The sequence below is a fragment of the Nannocystis sp. RBIL2 genome (genome assembly GCF_026626745.1).
Classification (GTDB): domain Bacteria; phylum Myxococcota_A; class Polyangia; order Nannocystales; family Nannocystaceae; genus Nannocystis.
In genome coordinates this window covers 633,979-660,081 of record NZ_JAPNJW010000002.1, presented here as the reverse complement: position 1 = coordinate 660,081, position 26,103 = coordinate 633,979, and the positions used below count along the sequence as shown (strand labels likewise).

The window sequence follows — 26,103 nt, the reverse complement described above, 5'->3', positions numbered from 1 at the left end:
GTCGCCCATGTCGCGCGCGGGCGCCAGAGCGGGCGCAGGCAGGGCGGAGCGGCCCGAGCGCTGCGGTCATGCGAGCAGGAGCGACGAGCTCGTGCGGCGGGACCGTCGCTGCGGAGAGCTCACCGCGCCCGCATTGCTTCAGGTGCAGTCGCGCGAGCGCTGTGGTTCGTACGAGCGGGGAGCGGCGAGCTCGTACGCCGAGACAGGTGCTGCACGGAGCTCGCGGCGCCGGGGCGCTTCAGTTGCGCTCGCTGGTGAGGATCGCCTTGGCGGCGTCGTGGCCGCTCTGGACCGCGGACTCGATGGTGGCGGGCAGGCCGGTGCGGACCCAGTCGCCGGCCATGTAGAGGCCGCGCACGGGGCCGGTGACCTCGGGGCGGCAGTGGTAGGTGCCGGCGGCGTGCGAGATGGTGGCGCGCTTCTCCTTGATGACCTTGAAGCGCTTGATCTTGGGGCCCTGCGGGCCGGCGGCCGGGAAGTAGCGCTGCAGCTCGGACTGCAGCAGCGCTTGCAGGGTCTCGGGCGGGTCGTCGACGCACGAGCGGGCGGCGCTGATCGTGCAGTTCATCATGACCTCGCCGCCGACCTCGCCCTCGATCCGCGAGCGGTTGAACATCCAGTGCAGCGGGCCGGCGACCAGGCCGATGAACGGGTCCTCGAACGGGGCGCGGTCGACCGAGAACCACAGGTTGACGATCGGCGACGGGCGCAGGCGGGCGATGTCCTGATAGACGGGGTGGCTCGGCAAGGTGCCCGGGAGCATGTCCAGGAAGGCTTGCGGGGGGACGGACGAGACGACCACGTCGGCGGCGAGGGTGTCGCCCGACTTGAGGGTCACGCCGGTGACGCGGGAGTTGACGACCTCGAGCGCGCGCACCGACTCGCCGAGGCGCAGCTCGCAGCCGCGGGCGCGCAGGAAGGCCAGCGCCTGCTCGACGTAGAGGCGCGACAGCGGGACCTTGGGCACGCCGAGGCGCGAGGCGTCGCGGCTGGTGAGGAAGGCGCGGTCGAGCACCGCGGTGAACATCGCCGCCGACGACACCAGCGGGTCGTCGTTGAGGGTGCCCCAGATCAGCGGGTCCCAGAAGGCGTTGCGCAGGGTCGGCGTCTGGCCGAGGCGGCGCAGCCAGCTGTCGCAGGTCTCGTTGTCGTCGGGGCGCTGGACCTCGCCGCGCAGCATGAGGCCGGCGCGCAGGGCCGCGGCCTTGTCGAGCAAGCCGAGGCCGCGCATCGCCAGGAGGCCGGTGGCGAGGTGCAGCGGCGCCGGCAGGGCCGGGCACTGCAGGTGCAGCCGCTTGCCGCCCGGCTTCACCATCGTCACCTCGAGGTTCTTCTGGAAGTAGATGCCGTCGGTGCTGTCGATCGCGCGCAGGAACGCCAGCGTCTCGCGGTAGCAGCCCATCATCAGGTGCTGGCCGTTGTCGACCTCGCGGTCGAGGGTGGCGTCGTGGAACGAGCGAGCCCGGCCTCCGCCGGCGCGGGTGGCCTCGATCAGGGTGACGACCCGGCCGGACTCGGCCAGGCGCACTGCGGCGGACAGGCCGGCGAGGCCGCCGCCGATCACGATGACGCTGCGGGTGCTTTCGGACATGACGGAAAGGACATTCTCGAGAGGACAGGGCCGATGCGACAGGTCCCGGGGGACATGGCCCTCAGGACAGGACGCTCAGGACAGGACGCTGGCCCCGGCGCGGGCCAGCGCGAGGAAGGCGACGCGGAGCTTGTCGCGGCGGCGCAGCGAGGCGCGGCGGGTGAACACGTTGTAGTTGCGGGCCCGGATCTCCTGCAAGATCTCGTAGTAGGTCCGGCCCATGATCTCGGCCGGCAGCAGGCGGCGCTGCTGGATCTCCGGCAGCAGCGCCCAGGCGGCGTGGTACTCGCGCTCGGCCGCGGCGGCGAAGTCGGCGGCGGCGCCGACGAACCGGCCGTCGTAGCGGTAGTTGAAGATGTCGTCGGGCTGGAGGCCGTGGCGGGCCAGCAGCTCGAGCGGGAGGTAGATCCGGCCGCGCGCGGCGTCCTCGGCGACGTCGCGGAGGATGTTGGTGTACTGCAGCGCGAGGCCGAGGTGCTCGGCGTAGCGGCGGGCCGGCTCGCGCTGATCCTTGAAGATCGCCACGCACAGGAAGCCGACGCACGAGGCGACGCGGTAGCAGTACAGCCGCAGCTGCTCCATGTCGTCGTAGGTGCTGCGGTCGAGGTCCATCGCCACGCCGGCGATGATCTCGTCGAAGGCCTCGCGCGGGTAGTGGAAGTGCTTGTTGCTCTCGGCGAGCTGGCGCCCGAGCTCGGTGTGCGGCGGGTCGTCGTCGACGTAGGCGTCGCCGTAGATCCGCGCGACCTCGGCGCTCCAGCCGGCCAGCGCGCGGCGGGCCGTCTCCTCGCCCTCGGGCCCCGGCTCGCGCTCGTCGACGATGTCGTCGACGACGCGGCAGAACTCGTAGACCTGCTGCAGGCCCTCCCGCTGCTCGGGGCCCAGGAACAGGAACGCGAACTTGAAGTTCGAGTTGGAGCGCTGCACCAGCCGCCGCCACAGGGCCGCGGCGCCGCTCGGGATCGTGCGCGCGAGTTCCATGAACTGGGCCATCGGACAGCTACACCTCGCCGCGGAGGAAGCGGCGGCCGAACGAGAAGATCGAGCGCGCGGCGATGCCGAGCATGTCTTGCTTCTCGAGGGTGGGGCGGAAGCCGAGCACCTCGTAGTCGAGGTCCTCGATGCGCTGGAGGATGGCCATGCCGCCGCGCCAGGTCGCCTCGAGCTCCATCGACAGGCCGGGCTCGACGCGGCGGACCAGCGGGTAGCCGCGGAGGAACATGCTGCGGCAGCGCGACACCGAGAACGCCATCAGCTCCTTGAAGGCGCGGGTGTGGCGGCCGGCGAGCAGGTCCTCGCGGGTGACGTTGAAGTGGACGAGGTCCTCCTCGGGCAGGTAGCAGCGGCCGCGCGGGGTGTCGACGCTCAGGTCCTGCAGGAAGTTGGCGATCTGCAGGGCGGCGCAGATCTCGTCGCTGAAGCGGTGCAGCTCGGGCTCGTGGTGGCCGTGGACGAACAGCACGAGCTGGCCGACGGGGTGGGCCGAGTGCTTGCAGTAGTGGCGCAGCTCGGCGAACGTGCCGTAGCGCTTCTGCGTGAGGTCCATGCGGAAGGCGGTCAGCAGCGCCTTGAACGGGCCGATCGGGATGTTGTGGCGGCGCACCGTGTCGCGCAGCGCCAGGAACACCGGGTGCTGGATCTCCTTGTGGTAGGCGGCGACCAGCAGCTGCTCCCAGCGATCGAGGGCGTCGACGCGGCGGGCCTCGAAGCGCGGCTCGTCGGCGAAGTCGTCGGCGGTGCGGGCGAAGGCGTAGATCGCCATGATGTTCGGCCGCAGGTGCGCCGGCAGGAAGCGCGAGGCGACCGGGAAGTTCTCGTAGTGCGTGGTGGCCATGCGCTCGCAGTAGCGGTAGGCCGTCTCGAGGGTCCACGGCCCGGGCGGGGCGCCGTCGGGCGAGCTGACGCGCTGGCCCTCGAGGTCGCCTTCAGGGGGCGGAGGGACGCAGAAGAGGCGGGGTTCCGTGGCGCTGACCATGACGGTTTCTCCGAGGAGTAGCAGGCGAGGCGAGGAGAGCTAGGGGGCGGCTGCGGCGGGTGGTGCTGCTGGTGCAGGTGGCGCGAGGCCGCTCGGGGTCCGCTGAAGTGAGCGGGAGTCTAACGGGTTTCGGATCGGAGCTCGCGCAGCAGCTGGACGGCGCGATCGTGCTTGATCTCGGCCGACTCCACGAGTCGGTGGACGAGGAGGTCGACCTCCGCGCCCTGAGCCCCGGCCCCGAGCGCGACGGAGCGGGCGTGGAGCGACATGTGGCCGCGCTGGATGCCCTCGGTGGCGAGCGCGCGCAAGGCCGCGAGATTGCTGGCGAGTCCGACGGCGGCCATGACTTGCCCCAGCTCGGCGCCCGAGGTCGGGCCGAGGATCTCGAGCGCGAGCCGGGCCGCGGGATGTACCTTGGTGGCGCCCCCGACGACGCCCACAGCCGCGGGCAGGCTGATCGCGCCGCACAGCCAGCCGTCGGCGTCGACCCGCCAGGTGGCGAGCGGACGGTAGGCGCCGGTGAGACCCGCGTACGCGTGGGCACCGGCTTCGATCGCGCGCCAGTCCTGGCCGGTGGCCAGGGCGACCGCGTCGACGCCGTTCATGACGCCCTTGTTGTGGGTCGCGGCGCGGTAAGGGTCGAGCTCGGCGAAGCGCGAGGCGGAGGCGATGCCGGCCGCCGCGGCGGCGCCCGAGAAGCCGCGCCCGGCCAGCGCGCCCGGAGGCACGCGGCAGGTGACGTGGGCCCGCCGACGATCGGCGAGGTTGCTGAGGATCCGCAGACCGGCTGTCCATCCGGTCATGTCCGAAAGGCGGGGCGCGAGGACCTCGGCGATCGTGTTGAGGAGGTTGGCGCCCATGGCGTCCTGGCAGTCGACGACGACGTCGACGACGAGCATGTCGGGCGCGAGGACGCGGACCAGCAGGTCGCGGGCGCCGCCGCCGCGAGCGACGAGGCGCGGGTGGGCCGAGTCGGCGAGGGCGAGCAGGTCGGCCCTCGCGGCGTGAATGGCAGCGACGGCGAGCTCGGCAGATTGGCTGTTCTTCGGCGCGGTGAGCTGGACCTGGGCGATCATCCACGGCGGGTCGCTGCGGGCGTAGAAGCCCCCGCCGGCGCGGATCATCTTGGCGGCGTTGGAGGCGGCGGCGACCACCGAGGCCTCCTCGACGGCCATCGGCACCAGGAAGTCGCGGCCGTTGATGCGGAAGTTGGTGGCAACCGCGAGCGGGAGCTCGAGCGTGCCGATGACGTTCTCGATCAGGTTGTCCGCGCTGCCGAGGTCGAGGCTGCCGGGGTCGAGCGCGGCGAAGCGGTCGCGGGCGATGCGGGTGGCGCTGGCGACCGCGTCGCGGCGGCCGTCGACGCCGAGGCGGAAGAAGCCCGACATGCGCGACGACAGCGGCGGCCGCTCGTCGCGGCGCAGGCCGGGCGCGGCGACCGGGAGGCGGCCGATGGCGCACAGGCCGTGCTCGCGCTGCAGCCGCTCGGCGAGCAGGTCGAGGTCGGCCTGGCGGCTGGCGAACACGACCACGAGATCGCCGCCGCCGGCGCCGCTCGGCTTGGCGGCGAGGCCCATGCGCGCGGCCTGGTCGACGATCGCGGCGATCGTCGGGGTGACGATCGGCGCGTCGCTCAGGCGCTGCAGCGCGCGCAGGCCGTCGTTGTGGAGGGCGACCGCGTCGCGGATGGCGGTGAGGCCGATGGCGGACTCAGGGCTGTCGTAGCCGCTGCGGAACAGCTCGGCGGCGCGGCGCAGCTGGGCGGTGGCGGCCGCGTAGGCGGCGGGGTCGCGCTCGCCGGCGGCGCGCACCTGCTGCACGAACGAAGCAGTGTCGGCGGGGGCGCCGGCGTCGAAGAAGCCGACGTGCAGCCAGGCCGGGTGGGCGACGGGGACGGGCGCCTCGCCGCGGGTGAAGGCGATGGTGCCGCCGAGCACCGCGCAGGCGACGTCGGCCCCGCTGCCGCCGCCCTGGACCTGGGCGTGGGCGGCCTGGGCCAGGCGCAGGGCGACCGCGCGGACGGCCGGATCCTCGGGGTCGTGGCCGGCCTCGGCGAGGTGGAAGCCGACCACCGCGGCGACCGCGGCGGCCGAGCTGCCGAGGCCGAGCTTGCGCGCGCCGGCGGCGAACGAGCCGGTGTCGACGCTGGTCAATGGGCCAGGTGCTTTGGTTCCTGCGCTTTCGGACAGGAACTGACGGACATGCGCGTAGGCGGCCTCGGTCAGCGGCGAGGCCGGCGGACGATCGGGGTCGTCGCAGTCGGCGGCGACGGCCCGGCGACCGACGGCGGTGACGAGGGCGGTGGCGCCGGCGAGCACCGCGTACTCGCCGATCAGGAACGCCTTGCCCGGGGCAGAGACGGCGAGGCGGGTCACGCGGACACCTCGACGGTCGGATCGGGGCCCGGGCCGACGACGTCGACGGCGTGGACGCCGGGGACGGCGCGCAGGCGGACGGCCAGCTCGTCGGCCTGGTCCACGGCGCACAGCACCTTGACGTGCGGGCCGGCGTCGCTGGTGACGTAGCCGCGCAGGCCCTCGGCGCGCAGGCGCCACACGGCGTGGATGACGTCGAGGGTGGCGCCGCGCCAGTACACGATCGGCGGGCGGCTGGCCATCATGCAGGCGTGCATCTTGAAGCAGGAGTGTTCGAGGATGTCCCCGAGGACAGGCAGGTCGCGGGCCGCCAGCGCGGCCTCGGCGGCGGCGAGGTCGGCCTCGGAGGTGTCGACCCACGGGCCGTAGTAGGGCGAGGTGTCGCGGCTGCGCTGCATGCCGGCGGTCGAGCCGATCGCCTTGGGGCCCTTCTCGGTGTGGACGATGAGCAGGCGGACGTCCCAGAACGACTGCGGCTGCAGCGGGTAGGCCCGGCAGTCGCTGCCGTCGGGCAGGACGCCGCGATCGAGGCGGACGAAGCCGCCCCACAGCGAGCGCGCGGCCGAGCCGGAGCCGCGGCGCGCGAGGGCCGACAGCGCGGGGCGGCCGGGGTCGTAGTCGAAGGCCGCGGCGGCGGCGAGGGTCAGCGCGGCGAAGCCGGAGGCCGAGCTGGCGAGGCCGGCGGCGGTCGGCAGGTAGTTGTGCGAGCGGACCTCGCAGGTCGGGCGCGCGCCGGAGTGGCCGGCGGCCTGCCACACGCGATCGAGGTGGCGCAGGACCTTGGCCGCGACCTCGCCCGAGGCTGGCTCTTGGTTCAGGTGGAACGAGTCCTGCTCGGCCGGCGCGACGGCGGTCTCGCTGCGCAGGCGATCGAGGGTCAGCGACAGCGAGCCGACGGCCGGCAGATTGAGATCGGCCAGCGACGAGTCGCGCTTGCCCCAATACTTGACGAGGGCGATGTTGGTGTGGGCGACGGCGCGGGCGCTCTTCATGACGCGGCGACCTCGACGAACAGCGGGCGAAGGTTGGGGAAGGCGGCGGTGAGTGTTTCGGGGGCGTCGCCGACGAGGGCGAGCAGGCAGCCGCCGCGGCCGGCCCCAGTGAGCTTGGCCCCGCGCGCGCCGGCGGCCCGCGCGTCGGCGGCCATGCGGTCGAGCGCGGGCGAGGAGACGTCGAGCGCGCCGAGCAGGCCGTGGGCGACGTCGAAGAGGACGCCGAGGGTGTCGAGGTCGCCGTGCTCGATGGCGTGGATGCCCGACTCGACGGCCTGCCCGACGGCGATCAGGACCGGACGGACGACGCTCGGCAGGTGCTCGAGGCGGCTGCGGCAGCGCGCGACCTGATCGGCGGTGCTGCGCGGGATGCCGCTGGGGATGATGCACAGCGGCAGCGGGGCGCCGGGGTTGATCGTGCGCGGGGGCTCGCCGCGGACGTAACGGAGGACGCCGCCTTGCGCGGCGACGCGGCTGTCGAGGCCCGAGGGCTCGCCGTGGAACACGCGCTCGCCGGCCAGCGAGGCGGCGACGACGTCGTCGATGCTCGCGTCTGGCCCATAGACCAGGCGGGCGAGAGCCACTGTGAGCGCGGCGGAGGAGCCGAGGCCGGCGCGCGAGGGCAAGGCGCTGCTGCCACGGATCGCCCAGCCGGTGACGGGGCCGTCGCAGTGGGCGAGGACCTCGAGGCAGGCGCGCGCGACCGGATGATCGCTGCCGGGGTGCAGCTCGAGGTCGAGGTCCCAGGCGGGGATGATGAGGGTGACGGGCAGGCGCGGGTCGGGCCGCGGCTGGGCCTCGAGGACGATGCCCTGCGGCAGGCCGGCGGCGACGGCGGGGTAGCCGTAGACGACGGCGTGCTCGCCGAGGACGATGACCTTGCCGTGCGCCTCGGCGCGCGGGTGCAGCGGGATGGTCATCGCCGCGGCTCCGGGACCCAGCGGGCGAGGGTGGGCCCGAGCACCCGCGGGGCGCGCTGCAGGTCGGCGACGGTGCGCGAGCCGGTGAGGAGCATGATGCTGCGGACGGTGAGGACGACCCGGCGGAGGAAGGCGACCACGCCGTCGAAGCCGCCGGCGCGGTGGGCCTTGAGCACCGGGGCCGCGAGGCCGCCGGCGGTGGCGCCGAGGGCGACTGCGCGGGCGACGTCGCTGCCGGTGCGCAGGCCGCCGGTGGCGACGACGCCGCGGAAGCCGAGGCCCTGGACCTGCAAGACGCTGGCGGCGGTGGGGATGCCCCAGTCCCACAGCTCGTCGGCGAGGGCCCGCTCGTCGGGGTCGACCGCGCGGTGGGCCTCGACGGCGACCCAGCTGGTGCCGCCCGAGCCGCTGACGTCGAGGTGCTCGACGCCGACGCTGCGGACCCGCTCGGCGACGCCGCGTGACAGGCCGCAGCCGGTCTCCTTGACGACGATCGGGATGTGCAGCTCCTCGACGAGGCGGCGCAGGGTGTCGAGGCCGTTCGAGAAGTCGCGATCACCGCCCGGCTGGACGATTTCCATGGCCGGGTTGAGGTGGATGCAGAGGGCGTCGGCGCCGGTGTCGCGGCACAGGGTCGCGATCTCGGCGGTGGTCATGCTGCGAGCCTGGACGATGCCGAGGTTGCCGAGCAAGAGGACGTTGGGGGCGTGCTCGCGGACCTTGAAGGTGTGCGCCGTGTGCGGGCGGACGAACATGGCCCGCTGGCTGCCGAGGCCGAAGCCGAGGCCGAGCTGGTCGGCGGCGCGCGCGAGGTCCTGGTTGATGACCGCGGCCTCGTCGGTGCCGCCGGTCATCGCGGCGATGACGACGGGCGCGCGCAGGCGCTTGCCCAGGAGCTCGACGCTCGGGTCGACGTCGTCGAGGTGGAACTCGGGCAAGGCGTCGTGGACCAGCTCGACCTGCTCCAGGAGGCTGGTCTTGTCGCGGAATCCGACGTTGTCGCCGGCGCACAGGGCGAGGTGGTCCTTCTTGCGCTGCGAGATGTCGAGGCGGTCGGCCATGAGCCCCGGCAATGTAGCTGCTAGCCCCAGGAGGCCGCCCGCTCCGCCGCGCGCCGGCCCGTGCGGAAACTCGTTCGCGCGGCCGAATGTCGCGCAGGACGGGCGCCGGCGCCGCCCGGACCCGTGATCCGCAGCACAGGGCCGGCCTCCTTCGGGTGATCCCGCAGCCCGCCCGCATGCGCGCGAACAACCGTCGAACTGCGTTTTCAGGACATGTCGGATCGGGCATGACCGATCGGTCAGGTCGATGATGGTCGTGGCGGGTGATGGTGCGTGGCGCTCGAGGGTGCCTCGAGAGCCGCGACGTTCGAGCCGCGGATGTGGCCGTCGACCTCACCTCGAAGCGGGCCGACCTACGCTGCGCACGAGAGGCGTGGCGATCGAGGCCGCCGATATGGCCGACGACCTCGCCTCGCATGGGCTGACGTCGACGTCTCGGGGCGTGACGAGCGAGCTGTCCCTTGGGACAGGAATTCGACCGCCGTGTGCGGCCAGCATCGCCCTCGCCGGCGCGTCGTTCCTGAAGCCGCGCTTGCGGGGTATTCGCGGCTCTGATAGAGCTCCTCGCATGGTAGTCGCGGTCGCTCGCCATGTGTCGACGTTTTCTGTCGTCTCCGCGCTCTGGCTGGCGGCCTGCGGCTCCGATCGGGACCCGCTCGACTCTGCCACCGGAGCTTCGAACGGGCCGACGGGCGGGCCGAGCGGGGGGCCGAGCGGGGGCCCGAGCGGCGATCCGACCGACGGGGGCACGAGCAGCGGGACCGACACGGGCGGGCAGAGCCACGGGTCGTGCGAGCAGTATCTGGAGTGCGTCGCGGTCGTCTCGCCCGACGCGCTGCCCACCGCCGAGTCGACGTTCGGCCCGGCCGGCACCTACTGGCAGAGCTCCCCGGAGGTGGCGCAGGGCTGCATCGACAGCTGCGCGTCGAGCCTGAACACCTTCGGCATGCTGTACCCGGAGGAGCCGGCCTGCGGCGGCGGCGGGGTCGGCACGACCGGCGAGCCGACCACCGGTTGGGCGACGACGACCCAGGGCTCCGACAGCGACCCGTCGGGCGGGCCGATGACCACCGACGTCGGCCCGTGCACCGACGAGCCGGGTCACCCCCAGGACGGGGCCTGCACCGACAGCAGCGGCTGCGGCTGCAGCTCGGGCAAGTGCTTCGTCGTGCCGGTGCTGGGCGGCTTCTGCAGCGAGTGCCTGGTCGACGCCGACTGCGACGGCGGCGGCTGCACGGTGGCCAATCCGTTGGCCGGCGTCGGCGCGGCGTGCAACGACGGCGGCCCCGGCGACGGCTGCCAGTCGGACGCGGTCTGCTCCGATGCGAGCAACGACGTGTGCGGGACGCTCTACGAGGTCCCGGGCATCATCACGGTCTCGACCTGCGGCGAGTGCGAGACGAACGCCGACTGCGGCGGCCAGACGCCGGTATGCGCGCCCAAGTACGACCTCGCCAACTTCGGCGGCCGGTTCGACTGCGTCGCCCAGGGCTCGGTGCCCGACGGCTTCGGCTGCCAGAACGACGCGGCCTGCGCGTCGGGACACTGCGGCTCGGCGTCCGTCATGGGCCTGCTGCAGTTCGGGGCCTGCGGCGAGTGCGGGGCGGACGGCGACTGCAGCCCCGGCGAGCAGTGCGTCGGCCCCGAGGTCGACCTCGATAGCGGGCAGGTGTTCGGCGCCACGTGTCAGTGAGCCCCGCTGCTCGCGCCGCTCGCAGCCTCGTCGGCCGCGTCTGTGGGCGCGCCCCGAGCGGGCCCAGGCTCGCTCGCGCGCCGCGGTTGCGCAGGGGCGGTGGTTCGCGCTACGGATCGGCGCGATGCAACCGACGCAGAGGCTCCCCAACGGCGTGACAGTGTACAAGTGGCCGCACAACGTCGAGCCGACGGCCGAGTCGGTGGCGGCCGAGATGGCCCGGTTCGGGTTCCGCAGCTACGACCTCCAGACGGTGCCGGCGTGGTTCTTCCGCAGCCGCCACGCGCACGACGAGGAGGAGATCCGCGGGGCAGTCACCGGAGTGACGACGTTCCACTTCGACGAGGGGCCGGTGACGCTCGAGGCGGGCGACATCCTCATCATCCCGTCGGGGGTGCAGCACGAGGTCCGCAGCCACAACGGGCGCACGTTCTCGGCCTACAAGGGCTCGCGCAGCGGCGAGCGCCACGTGACCGAGCACGGCGACGGCCGCGGCAGCGTCGAGGCCCTGGCCAAGGAGAGCGAGTCGTGAGCCACCTGATCGCCCTCGACCTCGACGGCACGCTAGAGGACAGCCGCGACGACATGGTCGCGGCGGTGCTGCGCGTGCGGTCCAGCTTCGGCCTGTCCGAACAGCCAGGCGAGACCTGGCGCCCGTACGTCAACGCGGGGATGGACCACCTGTACCGCCAGTGCTTCGCCGACTATGTGGGCGCGGGCGGGACGGTGGACGACGTGCGTGCGGCCTACGAGGCCGACTACCTGGCGCACATCGCCGTCACCACCCGGCTGTACGCGGGGATGGGCGACGCGCTGGTCGAGCTGGCGGCGCTCGGCAGCCTGGCCTGCGTGACCAACAAGCCCGAGCGGCTGAGCGCGGCGCTGCTCGAGGCGCTCGGGGTCGGGCGCCTGTTCTCGGCGGTGATCGGCGGCGACACGCTGCCCGAGAGCAAGCCGAGCCCGCGGGTCCTGGCCGAGGCCAGCCGCCGCGTCGGCCGCACCGGCTCGGCGCTGATGATCGGCGACTCGGCCGCCGACGTGAAGTGCGGGCGCGCGTTCGGGGCGACGACGATCTGGTGCGCGTGGGGCTACGCGGCCGATCCGGGCGCCGAGACGCCCGATCACCGGGCAGGGACGCCGCTCGAGCTGCCGCGGCTGGTGCGCGCGGTGGTCGGCTGAGCCTGCCCGGAGGGACAGGCTCGATCGGGCATGGCCGGGAGAGCATGCCCGATCGCGCATGTCCTTGAAAACATGTCATCTCGCTCAGGGGCGCAGCTGGAACACCGCGTCCTCGAGCCAGTCATTCAAAAAAATACCGTCGGGGTCGAGGTCGGCGCGGTGGGCGAGGAAGGTGTCCATCTGCGGGTAGCGCTCGCGGACGGCGCGGGGGTGCAGCAGGTACTTGCCCCAATGCGGGCGGGCGCCGGGGATGGCGAGCATCTCGCCGCTCCACTGCTCGTAGAAGCCGTCGGCGTCGCGGGCCGAGCGGGTGGTGACGACCTCGATGTCGCAGATCGCCCGGCCGTGCGCGGGGGCCAGCAGGGCGGCGCTGGGGCCGATGAAGCGGGCGTGCACGACCATGTTGACGGGGAAGCTGGCGGCGCGGGCGAGGTGCTCGATGAGGCCGATCGTGCGCCGCCAGGCCTCCTCGGCGTCGGCCAGCGGCACGCCGTAGGACATGTCCCAGCAGCGCGGGTAGGCCCGCTGGTAGTGGAAGGCGCGCGAGGCCGGGGCGACTGCGCTGCCGGCGGTCATCGTCAGCCACGGCGCGAGCTGCATGAAGGCGGGCGTGAGCTCGGGGGCGACGCGGCCGAGCAGCGGCAAGAGGCCGTTGCACGAGGCGAAGGTGCAGGCGTAGGTGAAGGCGAACTTGAGCCGGTCGGTCAGGCCCGCGCCGGCGTCGGGCTCGTCGGTGCGGCGCATCAGCTTGCACCACAGGGTGTCGGTGAACGGGAACCAGTAGAGCTCGACGAATTCGTAGGTGGCCAGCAGGTCGGGCAGGTTGCCGAGGACGTCGTCGACGCCGATCATGCGGTCCTCGACGTGGAGGTGGAACTCGGGCCAGCAGCGCATGGTGACGTCGTGGACGACCCCGAGCGCGCCGAGCGAGCAGCGGGCGGCGTCGAACAGCGAGCCGTCGGCGGCGCTGAGGTGGTGGACGTCGCCGCGGGCGTCGACGAGGGTGAGGGCGACGACCTCGTCCGACATCGTCGAGGTGTGCAGGCCGGTGCCGTGAGCCGCCACCGCGATCGCGCCGCCGACGGAGATGTCCTGGAAGATGGTCGGGGTGATCAGGGTGAGGCCGCGGGCCTGCGTGAAGTTGACGAGGTCGCGCACGGTCGCGCCGGCCTCGACGCAGATGGCGGGGGCGCCGTCGAAGCTGGTCTCGTGCATGCCGCGGAGCCGCCCGAGATCGATGAGGCTGCCGTGGGTGGGCACCAGCGGGCTCCACGAGCACGAATTGCCGAGCGGACGGATCCGGCCTTTACGGCTCGCCCGGCGCACCGCCTCGCGCAGCTCGTGCAGGCCGCACGGGCGATAGAGGTCGGCGGTGCAGCCGAGGTTGTCGTTCCAGTTGCGCCACTTGTAGTTCGCGATCAGCTCCACGGGTTCGCTCGTCAGATGTTGATGCTGTTGGGGACCAGCCGCGGCAGCAGGTACGGGTAAGGCCGCGGCCGCGCGCGGTTGCGACGCTCGATCTCCTGCTCCACCGCCGCGAGGTCGGCGTGCAGCCGTGCGACCAGCGGGCGGGCCGCGGCGACGCGTCCGAGCTCGTAGCGGTCGTAGTCGCCGAAGCGATCGAAGCGGTAGCAGGCCATCTGGTTGTTCTGGAACTGGGTGACGCCGACGTCGAGCGGGGGCAAGGTGGCGGCGATCCGGGCGGCGTCGACGAGCTCGCCCTCGCGCGGCGGGGGCCGGTAGGCGGCGCCGGGGAAGGCGGGGACGTAGGTGAAGTGGTCGGTTTGCGGGAAGTGGACCGCGGCGTGACCGGGGCCGGCGATGAACAGGAACTGCGCAAGCAGGTCGACGAGGACGTCGCGTCCGCCCAGCTCGCCGGCGGGCAAGAGGCCGCGCAGGCGCCCGCCGTCGTCGGCCTGCAGCTCGGCGACGAAGGCCTGCAGCTCGGCGTCGTCGCGCACCGCCGCGTCGCTCGGGTAGTAGAGGGCGACGTAGTCGGCGACGAAGCGGCGCAGGACGGGGGTCCACAGGCGGGCGTCGTCACGCCACGGGTACTCGCGCGGGCCGTCGGCGACGCCGCGCGCGGCCAGGTCGGCCTCGAGCTCCTGCTCGCGCACCGACCAGCGCTCGTAGCTGCAGCGCATGATGTTGCGGGTCTCGCGGAGCTCGCCGGCGTAGAGGGTGGCGAACACGCCGCCTGGCTTTTTGAGCAGGTTGAAGGCGGCCCGGTTGACCGCGATGGTGTGCTGGGTGTGCGGCCGCAGCAGCACGTGGATCGGGTGCGAGGGCGCGAGCTGGCGCCGCGAGCTGACCGCGAACGGCTCGGCGACGTAGTGATGGCGGTAGATGTGGCTCGACAGCGCCTGCAGGTTGAACTCGGCGATCTCGACGTAGGTCTTGGCCAGGTCCCAGCGCGCGCTGCCGTCGGGCAGGTAGACGGGGTTGGGATCGGCGGCGCCGGGCTGGTCGACGCGGATCGCCACGGGCACGAGGTCGCACTGCGGATCGCGGCCCGGCCGCTGGCAGAACAGGGCGATCGGGCTGGGGAGGTACTTGCCGCGCCAGCGCGAGTCGCGACCGACGGCGCCGCTCTGGCCGAGGCTGCGGGCCAGCAGCTCGAAGTCGGCGATGAACAGGTTGCCGGCGGCGTGCTCGCCCGCGAGAGTGACGCCGGGGCCGAGCACGCGGGCGAGCTGGTCGTCGCTGACGGGGAGGCGCGCGCGCAGGTCGGCGAGGTCACGCACCCGCGCGAGCAGCAGCGGGTTGGGGCCGTCGATGCGGTTGCGCGCGAACAGGCCGTCGCGCTGGTGCTCGGTCACCGCCGCGGGGGCGCGCAGGCCGAGGCGCTCGCTGAACAGGCCGCGGAAGCTAGCGAGCTTGTCGACGCCGCCGAGGACGCCGCGCAGGCGGTACCACAGCTTCTTGCCCTGAGCGCCGGCGACGGAGCGCAGCAGGTGCGGGAGGTACGGCAGGGCCCAGCGCGGGCCGTACAGCTCGCCCGGCGGGAACTCGCCGGCGACGGCGATCGGCGCGAGGGGGTTGTCCTCGCTGCGCGCGTAGGTGTAGCGCTCGCGCGCGAGGCGGAGCGCCCGACGCCGCGCGGCCGGGTCGGGCTCGTGCTGCGGCAACGAGGGCGACGGGTCGGGCTTCATCGAGCTCGACCGTAGCACGCCGATCCAGGAGGGGGCGCAAGACACCTGTCCCCAGAGACAGGCGATCCGGCCCCCGGACCGGCGGCTCGGGTTTCCGGGACGGGGGTCACGGCGGCAGACACTGCATGGGTCCAAAGCGCGTCCTGACGCCCCCGGGCGAGGTCACGCGTGCGTGGGCGGAATCATCCATGACCTCAAGGACAGGTTTCGAGAGGGCTGTCTCTCGGGACACATGGAGCAGGCAGCGTGACAGCGTTCGGCGGCGAGGCGCGGCGGGGCTGCGCGGCCGGCGGTGCGAGGGCGTCGCGTTCGCGCGGAGCAGCTTGCGGCGGTAATCGCATTTCATGCCGCCCCCGCGAGGCGAGCAGCGGGCGGCGACGCCGCGCATCGGTGACGCGCATGTCCTTGCGGGCAGGCTCGATCGTACATGCTCCCGGCGACAGGTTCATGAGAGCATGACTGTTCGTGCAGGTCCTTGAGGACACGTCACGAGGTGCGCTTGCGGCGGGCGAACGAGCGGATCAGGGCGGCGATGTTGGCGCGGACCTGAGGATCGGTGCTGAGGCGGTAGCCAGGGGTGCGCATGGCGGCGGGCAGGAGCGGGAGGAGCTGGTCGTTGAGCCGCTTCTCGGCGCGGGCGTCGACGATCTTTTCAAACAGGTCGGCGACGACGGTGTCGCCCTCGAAATCGATGCTGAAGCGGGCGTCGCCGAAGCTGTAGCGCAGGCCGCAGACGAGAAAGTTGAGGCGGGCCGGGCCGTCGACGACGAGCGCCGGGTCGGCGCCGATCTTGAGGCCGCGGTCGTCGAGGCGCAGGCGCACGCTGGTGCCCGGGAGCAGCAGGACGTCGACGAGGGGGTGGTGGAACAGGACCAGGCGGCCGCGCTCGTCGGCGGGGAAGCGGTCGAGGACGCCGCGCACGCCGGAGGCGCCGGGGTCGGCGGGGTCGCCGATCTGGCGGCGGACGAGGGCTTCCACCAGGGCGTTCTCGAGCTGGCCGAGGCCGCCGACCTGGACCTCGCCGGACTGCAGGTGATAGCGGGCGCCGCGGAGCTGGATCGCCAGGCGCAGGCCGGGCATCCGCGCCGACAGGCCGCGCTCGCTCTCGACGGCGATCTCGGTCTCGTTGGCGGTGAGGGTGACCGTGTCGGCCGGATCCATCAGCAGCGCGAACTCGCCGTAGTCGCCGGGCAGGCGGGCCGAGAACACTGCGATCCGCGAGGGAGCGTCGGGCGGGGCCGGCGGCAGCGGAGGACGCGGCAGGCCGAGCCGCTGCGCCCACACCGCGGGCAGCTTCGGCGCAGCTAGCACTTTGTACAGGTGCGAAAGGACAGCCTCGGTGACGGGGCTGACCGCCGCGGCCTCGTGGTAGTGCTCCTCGGCGATGCCGCTGATAGCGAGCTTCACTGCGGCGTCGCGGGCCCGCAGGTCGAGGTCGTGGAGGTAGAAGTCGGGCAGCCAGTCGAGCGCCTCGCCGGTGACGAACAGGCCGGCGGCGGAGCGCAGGGCGACGCCGTCGTGGTCGAGGTGGAGGTCGATCGAGCCGCCCTTGGCGACGCAGATCTTGAGCGGGCCCCACGGCTTGTCGGCGCCGACGGCCAGGAGGGTGTCGTGGCCGGCCCGCGGCGAGCGGTCGCTGGGCCAGAAGTGGCGCATGAACTCGGCGAACAGCGCCCGCATGGCGTGGCTGAGCAGGTGCTGCCCGAGCTCGCCGGCCGGCGGCGAGGCGTCGATCACGAGCGTCCACGGCAGGAAGGTGAGGTCGACCGTGCGCACCGTGATGTGCAGGCCGAGGCCGACGACGCGCACCGTGGCGCCCTTGCCGAAGGCGATGTGGGCGCCGCCCCGGCGCAGCGAGAGGTCGACCGTGCGGGCCTGGTCGGCGCTGACGCGCACTGCCCCGAACGCGCCGACGGTCTGCTCCCACACGACGGCGCCGGGCGGGACCGGCAGCGGCGGCGGGAGCGGAGCGGCGGCCGGCAGGGCGAGGCGGCGCAGCAGCTCGGCGAGCGGCTTGTCGGGCACGAAGCGGGCGAACAGCCGCCGCAAGATCTCGTGGACCAGCGGGCCGGCGGGCGGGTCGCTCAGCAGCTCGAGCGAGGCGACGGCGGGGCGCCAGCGCAGGCCGTGGACGGCGACCTGGGCGAGCAGGGCGGTGCCCTCGGGGACGAGCTGCAGCGGGGCCTCGGCGCGCAGCTCGAGCGCGTCGGAGCGCCGCTCGAGGCGCAGACCGGCGCCGGCGGGCAGCTCGGCGCGCAGGCGGACGCGCTTGGAGGTGTCCTTGGGGACATGCGCCAAGAGCCATGGCGCTTCGGGCAGCTGCTGCGGGGCGAGCGGGAGGTGCGGGCGCACGCGGGCGAGGCCGAACTGCTCGACGCAGCGGGCCGCGAGCTGCGACAGGTAGTCGCCGAGCGGCGGGTCGCTGTCGGCGACCAGGGCGACTGTGGCGATGTCGTGATCGATCGCGGCGACGCGCAGGACGAGGCCCAGCTCGGGGGCGACGACCGCGAGCTTGCGCGCGCTGGTGAGGCGGAGCGCGTCGGGGGCGAGGCGGACCGCCAGGACGTCGGCGGGGTCGAAGCGGACGTCGAGCGGGCCGACCACCGGGACGCGGACGCTGGCCAGGAGGGCCGGGAGCTGCTTCTCGAGCCGAGGGTCGAGGGTCGGGCCGCCGTCGCGGCGCACGCCGAGGATGTCCGGAAGGACAGGCGCGGCGCGGACCCGGATCAGCTGGGCGAGGGCGAGGTGGCCGAACTCGCCGAGGTCGGGGGTGGCCTCGGTGACGACGCTGCCGTCGTGCCAGCGGTACTCGATCCGGTGGATCTCGGCGTCGGGCAGGACCGGCAGGCCGTGAAAGCGCAGGCGCAGGCCGGCGGGGGCCTCGACGACGAGGGCGTCGCTGGCGTGGCGGACCCGGACCTCGGCGTCGGCGTCGGTGGTCAGCCGCACGCCGGTGCGCGGATTGAAGGGCTGGTCGAGGAGCACCAGCTCGTCGGGGTCGGGCTCGCCGACGAGGCCGAGGCGGGCCAGGAGCGCCGACGAGAGGCGAGGGATGACGCGGGCGTCGACGACGCGGCGGAGCAGCGCGCGCATCAGCGGACCGAGCGGCGGGTCGGTCTGGATCTCGACGCGGACCCGCGGCTCGACGCCCGGCGCGGCCGGAGGCGCGGCGACCAGGAGGGCGCGGACCAGCCGCAGCTCGGCCAGCTCGGGCAGCTCGTCGCAGTGGACGTAGAGACCGCCAGCGGCCTCGAAGCGGGCCCCGCCGGTGGCGCGGGTGAGGAGGAGCTCGCGGTCGGCGATCACTGCCAGCTCGCCGCGGGCGCCGAGCGAGATCCGGGCCAGCACCCGGGCCGCCAGCGGCGGGTGGCCGGCGTGCAGCTCGGGCGGGACGATGTCGGCCAGGCGGGCGCGCAGGCCGGTGGCTGGCGCGGGGGACAGGTCGCTGGGGACAGGTGCTCCGGGACCTGTCGCAGCAGGCATGTCGGAAGGAGCATGGCCGATAGGGCCTGTCGCTGCGGACATGTCCGCAGGGGCCTGTCCGGCGGGACTGGCGGCGCCGCCGCGCGCGGGGGCCCGGCGCGGGCGCTTCTGGCCGCGGAGCCGGCGTACGAGGTCGGCGAGGCGGACGCGGCGCTGCTCGTCGGCGAACAGGTCGTAGCCCGGGATGGTCATGGCGGCGGGCAGGCGGGCGCGCAGCCAGCGAGTGGCGACCCAGGCGGCGAAGTGCAACATGGCCCGGCGGACAGGTCCGGTCGGGCCGGGGTCGATCTCGAGGCGGGCCGGGCCGAACAGCAGGCGGACGGCGAGGATCGGCAGGGCGAGGCCGAGGACGTGGACCACGGCGGGCCGGCTCAGGGCGACCTCGGCCCGGTCGCCGCGCAGCTCGGCGACGAGGCGGGCGTCGATCGGCAACCAGGCGCCGAGGCCGAGCGGGCCGTGGACCAGGCGGCGGGCGCGGCGATGCGGATCTGCGGGCAGGTTCTGGGCCAGGAAGTCGACGACGCTGCGCCCGGGGTGCCAGCCGAGGCCGCGGCGGAGGGCGATCCGCAGGGCGACGCCGGCGGCGGTGAACAGGAACGGGCCGATGGCGTCGGCGTCGGCGGTGACTGTCCCATGGACCAGGTCGATCCGGGTCCGCCGCAGCTCGACGGTCGGGAGGTCGGGCAGGCGCGCCAGCAAGGCGCTGCCGGGGTCGATCTCGAGGACCTCGGCGTCGACCGCGAGGCGCAGCGGGGCGGCGAGCGCGAGCTCGAGATCGAGGGGGCCGACGACCGGGAGCTCGAGCCGCCCGAGCGCCTCGCGCGGGCCGTCGGTCGCGGCGGCGGGACGCGCGTCCTCGTGCGGTCGGCGATAGCCGGGGACCTGATCGCCTGTGCCTGCCATGCTTCGGGTGTATCGGATCTGGCGCGGCTTGGGCAGGTGAGGCGGGCCGTCAGCGGGCTGTCGCCGACGACACGCAGTGCCGGAACACGTCGACGCGGTTTTGGCGGCGTACGCGCTCAATCGCCCGTACCGCGGCGGAACGGGGCCGTACGGGCCCGTTCGTGCGGGACGGCGATCGGCGTCAGCGTCGCCTCGACGAGCATCCGCAGCGCTCGCTGCTGACGACGCAGGCTGCTGCGATCGGCGGCGAGGAGGCCGACGACGATGAGGAACGGGACCAGCAAGGTGGCGGCGACGACAGGTCCGGCGATCGCCAGCTGAAAGCCGGCCATCGCCAGGCCGAGCGCGATGATGTACGCGAACGCGGTGCGCGTGAGCGGGTGGAGGCGGAAGCGGACGACGACGCGGGCGCCCTCGCTTTCGCGGGTCAGCTCGACCTCGCAGATCGCCCGCGTGCCCGGCCGCCACGCGCCCGGATCGGCGGTGAGGTAGAAGCCCTGCGGGCTGCGCTCGAGCGCGTAGCCGGGGTCCTCGCCGTGGCCGGTGTGCGCCTGCAACAACGCGACCTCGGGCGAGTCGAGGAAGCGCCGCTCGACCTCGGCCGGGTCGGCGGTGACCGTGAACTCGAGCACCGCGGGCACACGGCCCGCGCGGCGCGGGACGAGCGACGCAGGCGGCGACGAGGAGGACATCGGGCCGCGGGCGACCTAGCCCTTGGGCAAGGTCTTCTTGACCAGGTCGCTGGCGACCACCGCGAGCTTGCCCGCGGCCTCGGCGACGGCGGCGGAGGTGCCCATGGCGCGGACGATGCCCGAGAGGCCGACGATCGCCTGGCGCAGCCCCTCGAGCTCGTCGCGCGAGAGCGGCATGAGCTCGACGACGACGAGGCTGACCCGCTGGTGCTCGTCGCGGAGGACGCTGATCCGCTCGTCGAGGCCACGGATCTGGTCGTTGATGGCGCTCCAGCGGGCGGGCTGCTCGTACGGATCGACCTGGTCGAGCCGCTGACGCATGCGCTCGCTGGCCTCGGTCAGCCGCGCGAGCGCCTGCGACAGGTCTTCGAGGAGTTCGTGTTTGTTGCTCATGCCGAGGTTCGGGGCAAAAGGGCCGGAGAGGGACTTCGCGGGCGGTGCGGCGGCGGCGTCGCCGGGCCGCGCGGGCCGCTTGCGCTGCCGTCTGTTCGCCACCGGGAAACACTACGCAACTCGCCGCGAGGGCGCCAGCCGGGCGATGCGGCGCGTTCGCGACACGCGGGCGACTGCGTCACGGCGGGGTCGGGTTCGGCCCCGCAGGGTTGCCCGGCTCGCGGTGCGATTCGGTCGGGCGCCGCTCGTCGGGCCCGCGCGTGGGCGGGGTCGGCTCGTCAGGCGGCTCGTCGTCGGGCGCGGTGATGGTCCCCGGACCGGTGACGCCGTTCCCGCTGCCGCCGCTGCTTCCGCCGCCCGAGCTGCCGCCGCTGGCAGTGGCGGCGCCGACGGTGGCGCGCACGTCTTTGAGCCCGGCGTCGACCTGCTGCCCGACGATCGCGCCGTACTCGACGTAAAACCGCGCGCCGTCGAGGAAGCGCGGCGGGCTCGAGAGGATGAGCAGCTGCTGGACGAAGCGGTGCAGCGCGGCGCTGTCGATGGTGAGGCCGTGGGTGCGCGCGAGCACCGACTCTTCCCACTCGAACGAGCGATCTTGCACTGCGTCGGCGGCGGTCGAGGCGGCCACCAGCGCGTCGTAGAGCGCGAGCTGCTTGGCGCGCTCGGGGTCGCCGGCGATCTTCCAGAAGTGGATCGTGCGCACGTTGAACTGGCCCTGCTCGGCGATCTGCTGCTGGCGCTCGACCAGGTTGCGCTGGCGCAGCTGGGCCACCGCGGCCCGCGCGGCCGCGAACTCGGCGGTCTCGCGCTCGAGCCGCGCGCCGGCCTCGGCCAGCACCGCAGCCTGGGCCCGCATCTCGCGCTGCGCACAGCCTGGCGCGAGGGACAGGGCGAAGAGGACAGGTCCGAAGGTCCATGTGCGATGAGACATGGCGATCACGGGGCGAGGACGGCGCCGGCGAGCACGCCGAAGCCGACGGTGGAGACGATGAGCTGGGCGAGGGCCTCGGGGGCCATGCCGCCCCTGGTGAACTTGACCAGCTCGGTGACGCCGGCGGCGAGGTAGACCTGGCGCAGGGCCATGGCGGCGCGCGAGCGGACGATGCTGGCGTCGTGGCGCACGCCGAGGTCGAGCGCGTCGGCCCGCTTCTGGTCGGCGCGGCCGAGCGTCCACGCGTTGCCGAAAGCGACCAGCGCCTTGGTGAGCTCGTCGCGGCACTTGCCGCCCTCGTAGGCGGCCATGAGCGCCTGCGCGGGGCAGCCGGCGCGCTCGAGCTTGACGAGGCTGGCCTGGGCCTCCATGAGCAGGACCGCCTCGTCGAGCTGGGCGACCAGCTTGGCCCGCGCGAGCCGCAGCCGCCGCTCGCCGTGGCCGATGGCGGCGACGAGGGCGTCGTGCTCGACCCGCAGGGTCTCGCGGATCAGGGCGAGCACTGCGAGCTCGAGGGTGTCGACGGTCTGCTGCAGGCGGTCGATGCCGGTGATGGTGGTGTGGACGACGCGGGCGAACCGCGGGGCGCCGGCGAGGGCCTTGGCGGCCGCAGGATCGGCGTCGGCGGCCGCCTTGCGCCGGGCCCGGATCTGGCCCGCCTCGATCAAGGCGTCGACTGCAGCGAGCTGCTCGGCGAGCTGGTACCAGCGCCCGAGCTCGGCCAGCGGCCGCAGGTCGTAGGCGGTGAGGAGCGCGGGGATCGGGACCTCGGCGAGCTCGGCGAAGCGCGTCTGCAGGACGGTGTCGTCGCAGGCCTGGCTGACCGGGGTGAAGATCGGGGCGGGCGCGGGGCCCGAGGTCGCGGTGCTCGGGGCGGGCGACGCCGAGGGGGTGGCGTTGCCCGGGGCGAGCGTCGGCGAGGGGGTCGGGGCGCCGGGCGAGGTGGTGGATGCGCCGGAAGGGGCCGATGCGTCGCCGGGCGCGGGGCTCGGGGCGGGCGCGAGCCAGGGCTTGCCGATGAGGCCGGCGCCGGGGAAGATTGCGTGGGCGGCTGGCTGTTGGAGCAGGTCGAAGCGGACAGGCGCGAAGGGACCTGTGCTCGGGGACATGCTCCTGGCGACAGGTTCGAAATAACCTGTTTCAGAGGGCATGTCGAGAGAGACAGGCTCGATCTCGATCGAGGACAGGGCGAAGGGGCCGGTATGGGGGGACGCGGCGTCCGGGACAGGGAGCGAGGCGACCGAGGCGGGGCGCGGCTGCTCGGGCTGCGCGGGCGCGGGCGACGGGGCCGACGTGGCCGGTGCGGGCTCGGGCTGGCTCGAGGACGGCGACTTTGCCGGCCGGGGCGTGGGGGTGAGCCGGGCCTTGCCCTTGGCGGGGGGCTCGAGCGCGGAGCAGGGCTGCTTGGCGGCCTCGTAGGCGAACAGGCGGCGCGACAGCTCCTCGTGGTGCTGCTGCAGCGCGTCGTGCACGGCGAGGAGCTGATCGACCTGAGCCCCGAGCTCGCTGGGGGCGCAGGCGGGGCCGTTGCAGACGACGCGCTCGCGCAGGGCCGCGAGGTTGTCGCGGCGGTCCATGCACAGCCGGCGCTGGCGATCGCGGCTGGCCTGCAGGACAGGTGAGGTGCCAGGCTGCAGGAGGCCTGGGCAGCCCGGGCCGGCGGCGTCGGCCGAGCCGAGGTGGAGGGCGCGCGCGGCCATCTGGTGCTCGTTGACGGCGCGCGCCAGGCGGCTCTCGCCGCTGTCGGGGCCCTTCCAGTGACGCTGCAGGGTCCGCAGCTCGCGCAGGAGGTCGGCGGACGGATCGGGGGCGGGGGTAGGCGGCGACTTGGGCCTGCCGACCACCGGCGCGGGCGGCTCGGCGAGCGGGAAGGCGTGGCCGACGAGGGCGTGCAGGCGCGTCGAGATCTTGCTGCAGAAGGTGGTCCAGCCGTCGCCCTTGAAGCGCGCGCGGCAGCGCGTGAAGAAGAGGATCTGGACGTCCGGGTCGGCCTCGCCGCGGGCGCCGAGGATGTCGAGGAGATCACGGTTGCGCCCGACCTCGGCCCAGGCCTGGGCGGCGGCGACCTCGTCCGTCAGCATCGCCTGCGACTGCGCCAGCTCTTCGGTGAAGCCGTCGACCAGGCGCGAGGCCTTGAGCTCGCCGTCGGCCCCCTCGGCCGTGGCCGCGTCGCGCGGACGGTGGAGGTGCAGCCCGCAGCCGAGGGCCGCGGCGAAAAAGAGCGGGACGAACCGAAGCCGAGCGGGCACGGGGAGGCCAGCACTGTGGCACGGCCCCGCCGCACAAGCCAGCGCCCCGCGCTGCGAGCAGTCGGGTAGGATCGCGCCGACCATGCACTCGGGCCCGGAAGCAGGTCGCGCCCCCCGGGACTCCACCGGGGCGCTGCGACGGCTGCACGACCGCCACGCGGAGCGGCTGCGCACGGCGGCGCGCTGGCTCGGGATCGACGACCACGAGCGTGACGCGGCCGTGACTCAATGCTTCCGCGGCGTGGCGGCGGCTGTCCCCGAGGACAGCGCGACCGGCTGGGCCGCGCTCATGCGCGCGCTGGCGCGGGCGCGACCGTCCGAGGTGCCGCCGGGTCCGCGCGCGAGCGGCGAGGCGGCGCTGCTCGGCTTCTTGGGCCGCCGTTCGAGCGAGGAGCGGGCAGTGTTCGCGCTGGCCGAGCTGGGCGGCTTCGACGCGATTCAACTGGCGCAGGCGATCGGGGCCCCGCCCGCGGCCGGCCAGGCGCTCATCGTCGGGCTGCGGCGAGCGTTCGCGGCCGACCCGGCGGTGGCAGCCGCGGGCGGTCCGGCGTCGGTGCTGGCCGAGTCGGTGGTGGTCGACCGCGCGCCGCCGGGCTGGCGGGCCCAGGCGCTGGCTGAACTTCTGGGCATGTCCGAAGAGGCAGGCGAGCCGGGGATCCCGCGGGCGGCCGCGGCGGCGGTGGCGATCCTGGCGGTGGCGGTGCTGGTGGCCCTGCGCCCGCGCGCGCCCGTGCCCGCGCCCGAGCCGGCGCTGGCCCCGGTGGCCGCGACCGCGAGCGAGCGGCCGCCGCTGCACGAGGCGGCGGTGCCGACCCCGGCGCCGCCGATCGAGGGGCCGATCCTGGATGCCCCCAAGGACATGGCGAAAAGTACAGGGTCCAAGCGCCAGGTGGTGGTGCGCAAGAAGGGCGGGCGCGGCCCGGACGTCGCGGCGAAGAAGGAGGCGCAGGCCCGGCGCGAGGCGGAGGCGGCGGCGAAGGACCCGGGCAACGTGATCGTCGAGCTCGAGATGCTCGGCGCGGCCCGCAAGGCGCTCAAGGGCTCGCCCGGGCAGGCGCTGGCCTACGCCGACCAACACGCGCGCGACTACCCGAACAGCCAGCTGGTCGAGCACCGCGCGGAGGTGCGGGTGCGGGCCCTGTGCGCCCTCGGCCGCGCCGACGAGGCCCGCGCGGAGGCGCAGCGCCGGCCGTGGCCGAAGGTGCAGGCGGCGCTGCGCGAGGGCTGCGCGAAGTGAGCGGCGGTTCCGCGGCGACGAGCTCGTTGGTGCTGCCGGTCGAAGCCCGCGACGGCGCGCACAGCCACGGGCACGCCCGGCGAGGCGCTGTGACGCCCGCAGCTAGCCGGTGGGTGTGTCGCCAGACTCGGCGCGGTGCCGGCCGACGATCGCCCTGGCGACCGCCCTGAGCGTGTCGAACACGCCGACTCCCGTCGACGCGATCGCCTCGAATCGCGGGCACGGGATCGTCGGCAGCAGCTCGTCGAGTTCGGCGACCGGCATCGCGTTCGGCGTGTCGCGCTTGTTGTACTGGACCACCAGCGGGGTTGCGCGCAGGTCGAGGCCGTGCGCGGCCATGCCGGCCTCGAGATCCGCGAACGACAGGACGTTGGCTTCGCGGCGCGCGTCCTGCGAGTCGGCGACGAACACGACCCCGTCGGCGTTCTTGAGGACCTGCCTGCGCGAGGTGTCGGAGAACACCGCGCCGGGGATGGTGTGCAGGTGGAAGCGGAGCCTCAGTTCGCCGATCGCTTCGAGCGTCTCCGGCATGAAGTCGAAGAACAGAACGCGGTCGTGCACCGCCGGCAGCATGAGCAGCGCACTCCTCCGGTCCGGGCGGATCCGGGTGTGGATGTAATGCAGGTTGGTCGTCTTGCCGGACAGGGCCGGGCCGTAGTAGACGACCTTGAAGTTGATCTCGCGGGCTTCGTAGTTGGCGAAGGACATGAGGTGCAATCAGGCGGGCTCGCGCAGCCAGGTGTCCTCGTTCGGCAGTTTACCGGCCAGCAACAGCCGCAGGACCGGCGCGCCTGCGTCGACCACGTCGGAGCGAACGGCGGCGGCCGAGGCGAAACTCCCGGCGGGCTGGCCGCTGTTCTCGCCCTTGTAAAGGAAATGAGGCGTGACCCGGAGGTCGTCGCCGAACACGATGTCGCGGTAGGCGGCGCGCGACAGGCCCTGGAAGTACAGCACGTGATCGAAGCGCGCGGTCGCGTGCATCCGGCCGTCGTGGACGTGCACGCTCGGGAAGTACAACCAGTCGGGGAAGCGCGACGGGAACTCGAGCGCCATCGCATGCACGTCCTGCGCGCCCGGGCGGAACTGAAACACGACGAAGCCCCAGTCGTCGTAGGCCGGCAGCTCGCGCCAGACGTCGGCGGGCAGGCGGAAGCGCGGGTCGAGGCGATCGAGGTCGGCCCGCGTCGGCGCGAACGAACCGACGATGATGCACATGCGCGCAGCTTACCAGGTCGGCGATCCCAGCGACACGCTGCGACGCGCTGTGGTCCGGGAGT

General features: G+C 73.8%; 20 protein-coding genes. 4 read left to right on the top strand and 16 right to left on the bottom strand.

The annotated features are described in order from the left end of the window. Window positions 1-238 precede the first annotated feature (238 nt). From hpnE to fni, 7 genes are all read right to left on the bottom strand, one after another. Entirely contained in the window at window positions 239-1,591 is a 1,353-nt protein-coding gene (gene hpnE / locus OV090_RS27870; RefSeq protein ID WP_267707660.1) for a hydroxysqualene dehydroxylase HpnE, read from the bottom strand. Window positions 1,592-1,666: 75 nt separating this feature from the next. After that, window positions 1,667-2,572, bottom strand: coding sequence for a squalene/phytoene synthase family protein (locus tag OV090_RS27865; protein ID WP_267707659.1), 906 nt, complete (start codon window positions 2,570-2,572; stop codon window positions 1,667-1,669). A 19-nt stretch (window positions 2,573-2,591) separates the two neighbouring features. Further along, window positions 2,592-3,566, bottom strand: a complete 975-nt coding sequence (gene hpnC / locus OV090_RS27860) for a squalene synthase HpnC (protein WP_267707658.1) — start codon at window positions 3,564-3,566, stop codon at window positions 2,592-2,594. 119 nt (window positions 3,567-3,685) lie between these two features. Further along, a complete protein-coding gene (locus OV090_RS49920) occupies window positions 3,686-5,941 on the bottom strand; it encodes a hydroxymethylglutaryl-CoA reductase, degradative (protein ID WP_346660404.1) in 2,256 nt (751 codons plus the stop codon). After that, window positions 5,938-6,933 (bottom strand): diphosphomevalonate decarboxylase, encoded by a 996-nt coding sequence (gene mvaD, locus OV090_RS27845; RefSeq protein ID WP_267707657.1) that lies wholly within the window; start codon window positions 6,931-6,933, stop codon window positions 5,938-5,940. Before mvaD ends, OV090_RS49920 begins: the two co-directional genes overlap by 4 nt. Further along, on the bottom strand, window positions 6,930-7,853 hold the full coding sequence (gene mvk / locus OV090_RS27840; protein WP_267707656.1) for a mevalonate kinase: 924 nt from the start codon (window positions 7,851-7,853) through the stop codon (window positions 6,930-6,932). The genes mvaD and mvk overlap by 4 nt, the downstream gene beginning before the upstream one ends. After that, window positions 7,850-8,914 (bottom strand): type 2 isopentenyl-diphosphate Delta-isomerase, encoded by a 1,065-nt coding sequence (fni, locus tag OV090_RS27835; protein ID WP_267707655.1) that lies wholly within the window; start codon window positions 8,912-8,914, stop codon window positions 7,850-7,852. Before fni ends, mvk begins: the two co-directional genes overlap by 4 nt. A gap of 592 nt (window positions 8,915-9,506) precedes the next feature. Between fni and OV090_RS27830 the strand changes: the two genes are divergently transcribed. From OV090_RS27830 to OV090_RS27820, 3 genes are all read left to right on the top strand, one after another. After that, window positions 9,507-10,607: a hypothetical protein gene (locus tag OV090_RS27830; protein ID WP_267707653.1), complete on the top strand. Its 1,101-nt coding sequence runs from the start codon at window positions 9,507-9,509 to the stop codon at window positions 10,605-10,607. A gap of 124 nt (window positions 10,608-10,731) precedes the next feature. After that, on the top strand, window positions 10,732-11,139 hold the full coding sequence (locus OV090_RS27825; protein WP_267707652.1) for an AraC family ligand binding domain-containing protein: 408 nt from the start codon (window positions 10,732-10,734) through the stop codon (window positions 11,137-11,139). Further along, a complete protein-coding gene (locus OV090_RS27820; RefSeq protein WP_267707651.1) occupies window positions 11,136-11,786 on the top strand; it encodes an HAD-IA family hydrolase in 651 nt (216 codons plus the stop codon). Before OV090_RS27825 ends, OV090_RS27820 begins: the two co-directional genes overlap by 4 nt. An 84-nt stretch (window positions 11,787-11,870) precedes the next feature. Here the strand turns inward: OV090_RS27820 and OV090_RS27815 are convergent, their stop codons facing one another. The 7 genes from OV090_RS27815 to OV090_RS27785 form a co-directional block, all read right to left on the bottom strand. Then, complete coding sequence (locus tag OV090_RS27815) at window positions 11,871-13,214, bottom strand: D-arabinono-1,4-lactone oxidase (RefSeq protein ID WP_267707650.1); 1,344 nt, start codon at window positions 13,212-13,214, stop codon at window positions 11,871-11,873. Window positions 13,215-13,225: 11 nt separating this feature from the next. After that, on the bottom strand, window positions 13,226-14,938 hold the full coding sequence (locus OV090_RS27810) for a lipoxygenase family protein (protein WP_267707649.1): 1,713 nt from the start codon (window positions 14,936-14,938) through the stop codon (window positions 13,226-13,228). A 486-nt stretch (window positions 14,939-15,424) separates the two neighbouring features. Beyond that, complete coding sequence (locus tag OV090_RS27805) at window positions 15,425-19,324, bottom strand: hypothetical protein (protein ID WP_267707648.1); 3,900 nt, start codon at window positions 19,322-19,324, stop codon at window positions 15,425-15,427. Between the two features lie 116 nt (window positions 19,325-19,440). Next, window positions 19,441-20,016, bottom strand: a complete 576-nt coding sequence (locus OV090_RS27800; protein WP_267707647.1) for a hypothetical protein — start codon at window positions 20,014-20,016, stop codon at window positions 19,441-19,443. 15 nt (window positions 20,017-20,031) lie between these two features. After that, window positions 20,032-20,409: a hypothetical protein gene (locus tag OV090_RS27795; RefSeq protein WP_267707646.1), complete on the bottom strand. Its 378-nt coding sequence runs from the start codon at window positions 20,407-20,409 to the stop codon at window positions 20,032-20,034. 178 nt (window positions 20,410-20,587) lie between these two features. Continuing rightward, window positions 20,588-21,340, bottom strand: coding sequence for a hypothetical protein (locus tag OV090_RS27790; RefSeq protein ID WP_267707645.1), 753 nt, complete (start codon window positions 21,338-21,340; stop codon window positions 20,588-20,590). A gap of 5 nt (window positions 21,341-21,345) precedes the next feature. Next, the gene (locus OV090_RS27785) at window positions 21,346-23,589 is read right to left on the bottom strand and encodes a hypothetical protein (protein ID WP_267707644.1); all 2,244 of its coding nucleotides are present in this window, start codon (window positions 23,587-23,589) and stop codon (window positions 21,346-21,348) included. A gap of 82 nt (window positions 23,590-23,671) precedes the next feature. Between OV090_RS27785 and OV090_RS27780 the strand changes: the two genes are divergently transcribed. Then, window positions 23,672-24,826 carry a hypothetical protein gene (locus OV090_RS27780; RefSeq protein WP_267707643.1) on the top strand — a complete coding sequence of 385 codons (1,155 nt, stop codon included), beginning with the start codon at window positions 23,672-23,674 and terminating at the stop codon, window positions 24,824-24,826. Between the two features lie 102 nt (window positions 24,827-24,928). On the opposite strand, the gene OV090_RS27775 is transcribed toward OV090_RS27780, so the two are convergent. Both OV090_RS27775 and OV090_RS27770 read right to left on the bottom strand, forming a co-directional pair. Beyond that, a complete protein-coding gene (locus tag OV090_RS27775; RefSeq protein WP_267707642.1) occupies window positions 24,929-25,534 on the bottom strand; it encodes a GTPase domain-containing protein in 606 nt (201 codons plus the stop codon). 9 nt (window positions 25,535-25,543) lie between these two features. Beyond that, window positions 25,544-26,041 (bottom strand): hypothetical protein, encoded by a 498-nt coding sequence (locus OV090_RS27770; protein ID WP_267707641.1) that lies wholly within the window; start codon window positions 26,039-26,041, stop codon window positions 25,544-25,546. Window positions 26,042-26,103 lie beyond the last annotated feature (62 nt).

Coding starts and splice junctions, on each gene's coding strand:
- OV090_RS27770 (WP_267707641.1), bottom strand. CDS start 26,041: ATGTGCATCATCGTCGGTTCGTTCGCGCCGACGCGGGCCGACCTCGAT.
- fni (WP_267707655.1), bottom strand. CDS start 8,914: ATGGCCGACCGCCTCGACATCTCGCAGCGCAAGAAGGACCACCTCGCC.
- OV090_RS27790 (WP_267707645.1), bottom strand. CDS start 21,340: ATGTCTCATCGCACATGGACCTTCGGACCTGTCCTCTTCGCCCTGTCC.
- OV090_RS27795 (WP_267707646.1), bottom strand. CDS start 20,409: ATGAGCAACAAACACGAACTCCTCGAAGACCTGTCGCAGGCGCTCGCG.
- OV090_RS27775 (WP_267707642.1), bottom strand. CDS start 25,534: ATGTCCTTCGCCAACTACGAAGCCCGCGAGATCAACTTCAAGGTCGTC.
- hpnE (WP_267707660.1), bottom strand. CDS start 1,591: ATGTCCGAAAGCACCCGCAGCGTCATCGTGATCGGCGGCGGCCTCGCC.
- mvaD (WP_267707657.1), bottom strand. CDS start 6,933: ATGAAGAGCGCCCGCGCCGTCGCCCACACCAACATCGCCCTCGTCAAG.
- hpnC (WP_267707658.1), bottom strand. CDS start 3,566: ATGGTCAGCGCCACGGAACCCCGCCTCTTCTGCGTCCCTCCGCCCCCT.
- OV090_RS27825 (WP_267707652.1), top strand. CDS start 10,732: ATGCAACCGACGCAGAGGCTCCCCAACGGCGTGACAGTGTACAAGTGG.
- OV090_RS27780 (WP_267707643.1), top strand. CDS start 23,672: ATGCACTCGGGCCCGGAAGCAGGTCGCGCCCCCCGGGACTCCACCGGG.
- OV090_RS27800 (WP_267707647.1), bottom strand. CDS start 20,016: ATGTCCTCCTCGTCGCCGCCTGCGTCGCTCGTCCCGCGCCGCGCGGGC.
- OV090_RS27865 (WP_267707659.1), bottom strand. CDS start 2,572: ATGGAACTCGCGCGCACGATCCCGAGCGGCGCCGCGGCCCTGTGGCGG.
- OV090_RS27805 (WP_267707648.1), bottom strand. CDS start 19,324: ATGGCAGGCACAGGCGATCAGGTCCCCGGCTATCGCCGACCGCACGAG.
- OV090_RS27810 (WP_267707649.1), bottom strand. CDS start 14,938: ATGAAGCCCGACCCGTCGCCCTCGTTGCCGCAGCACGAGCCCGACCCG.
- mvk (WP_267707656.1), bottom strand. CDS start 7,853: ATGACCATCCCGCTGCACCCGCGCGCCGAGGCGCACGGCAAGGTCATC.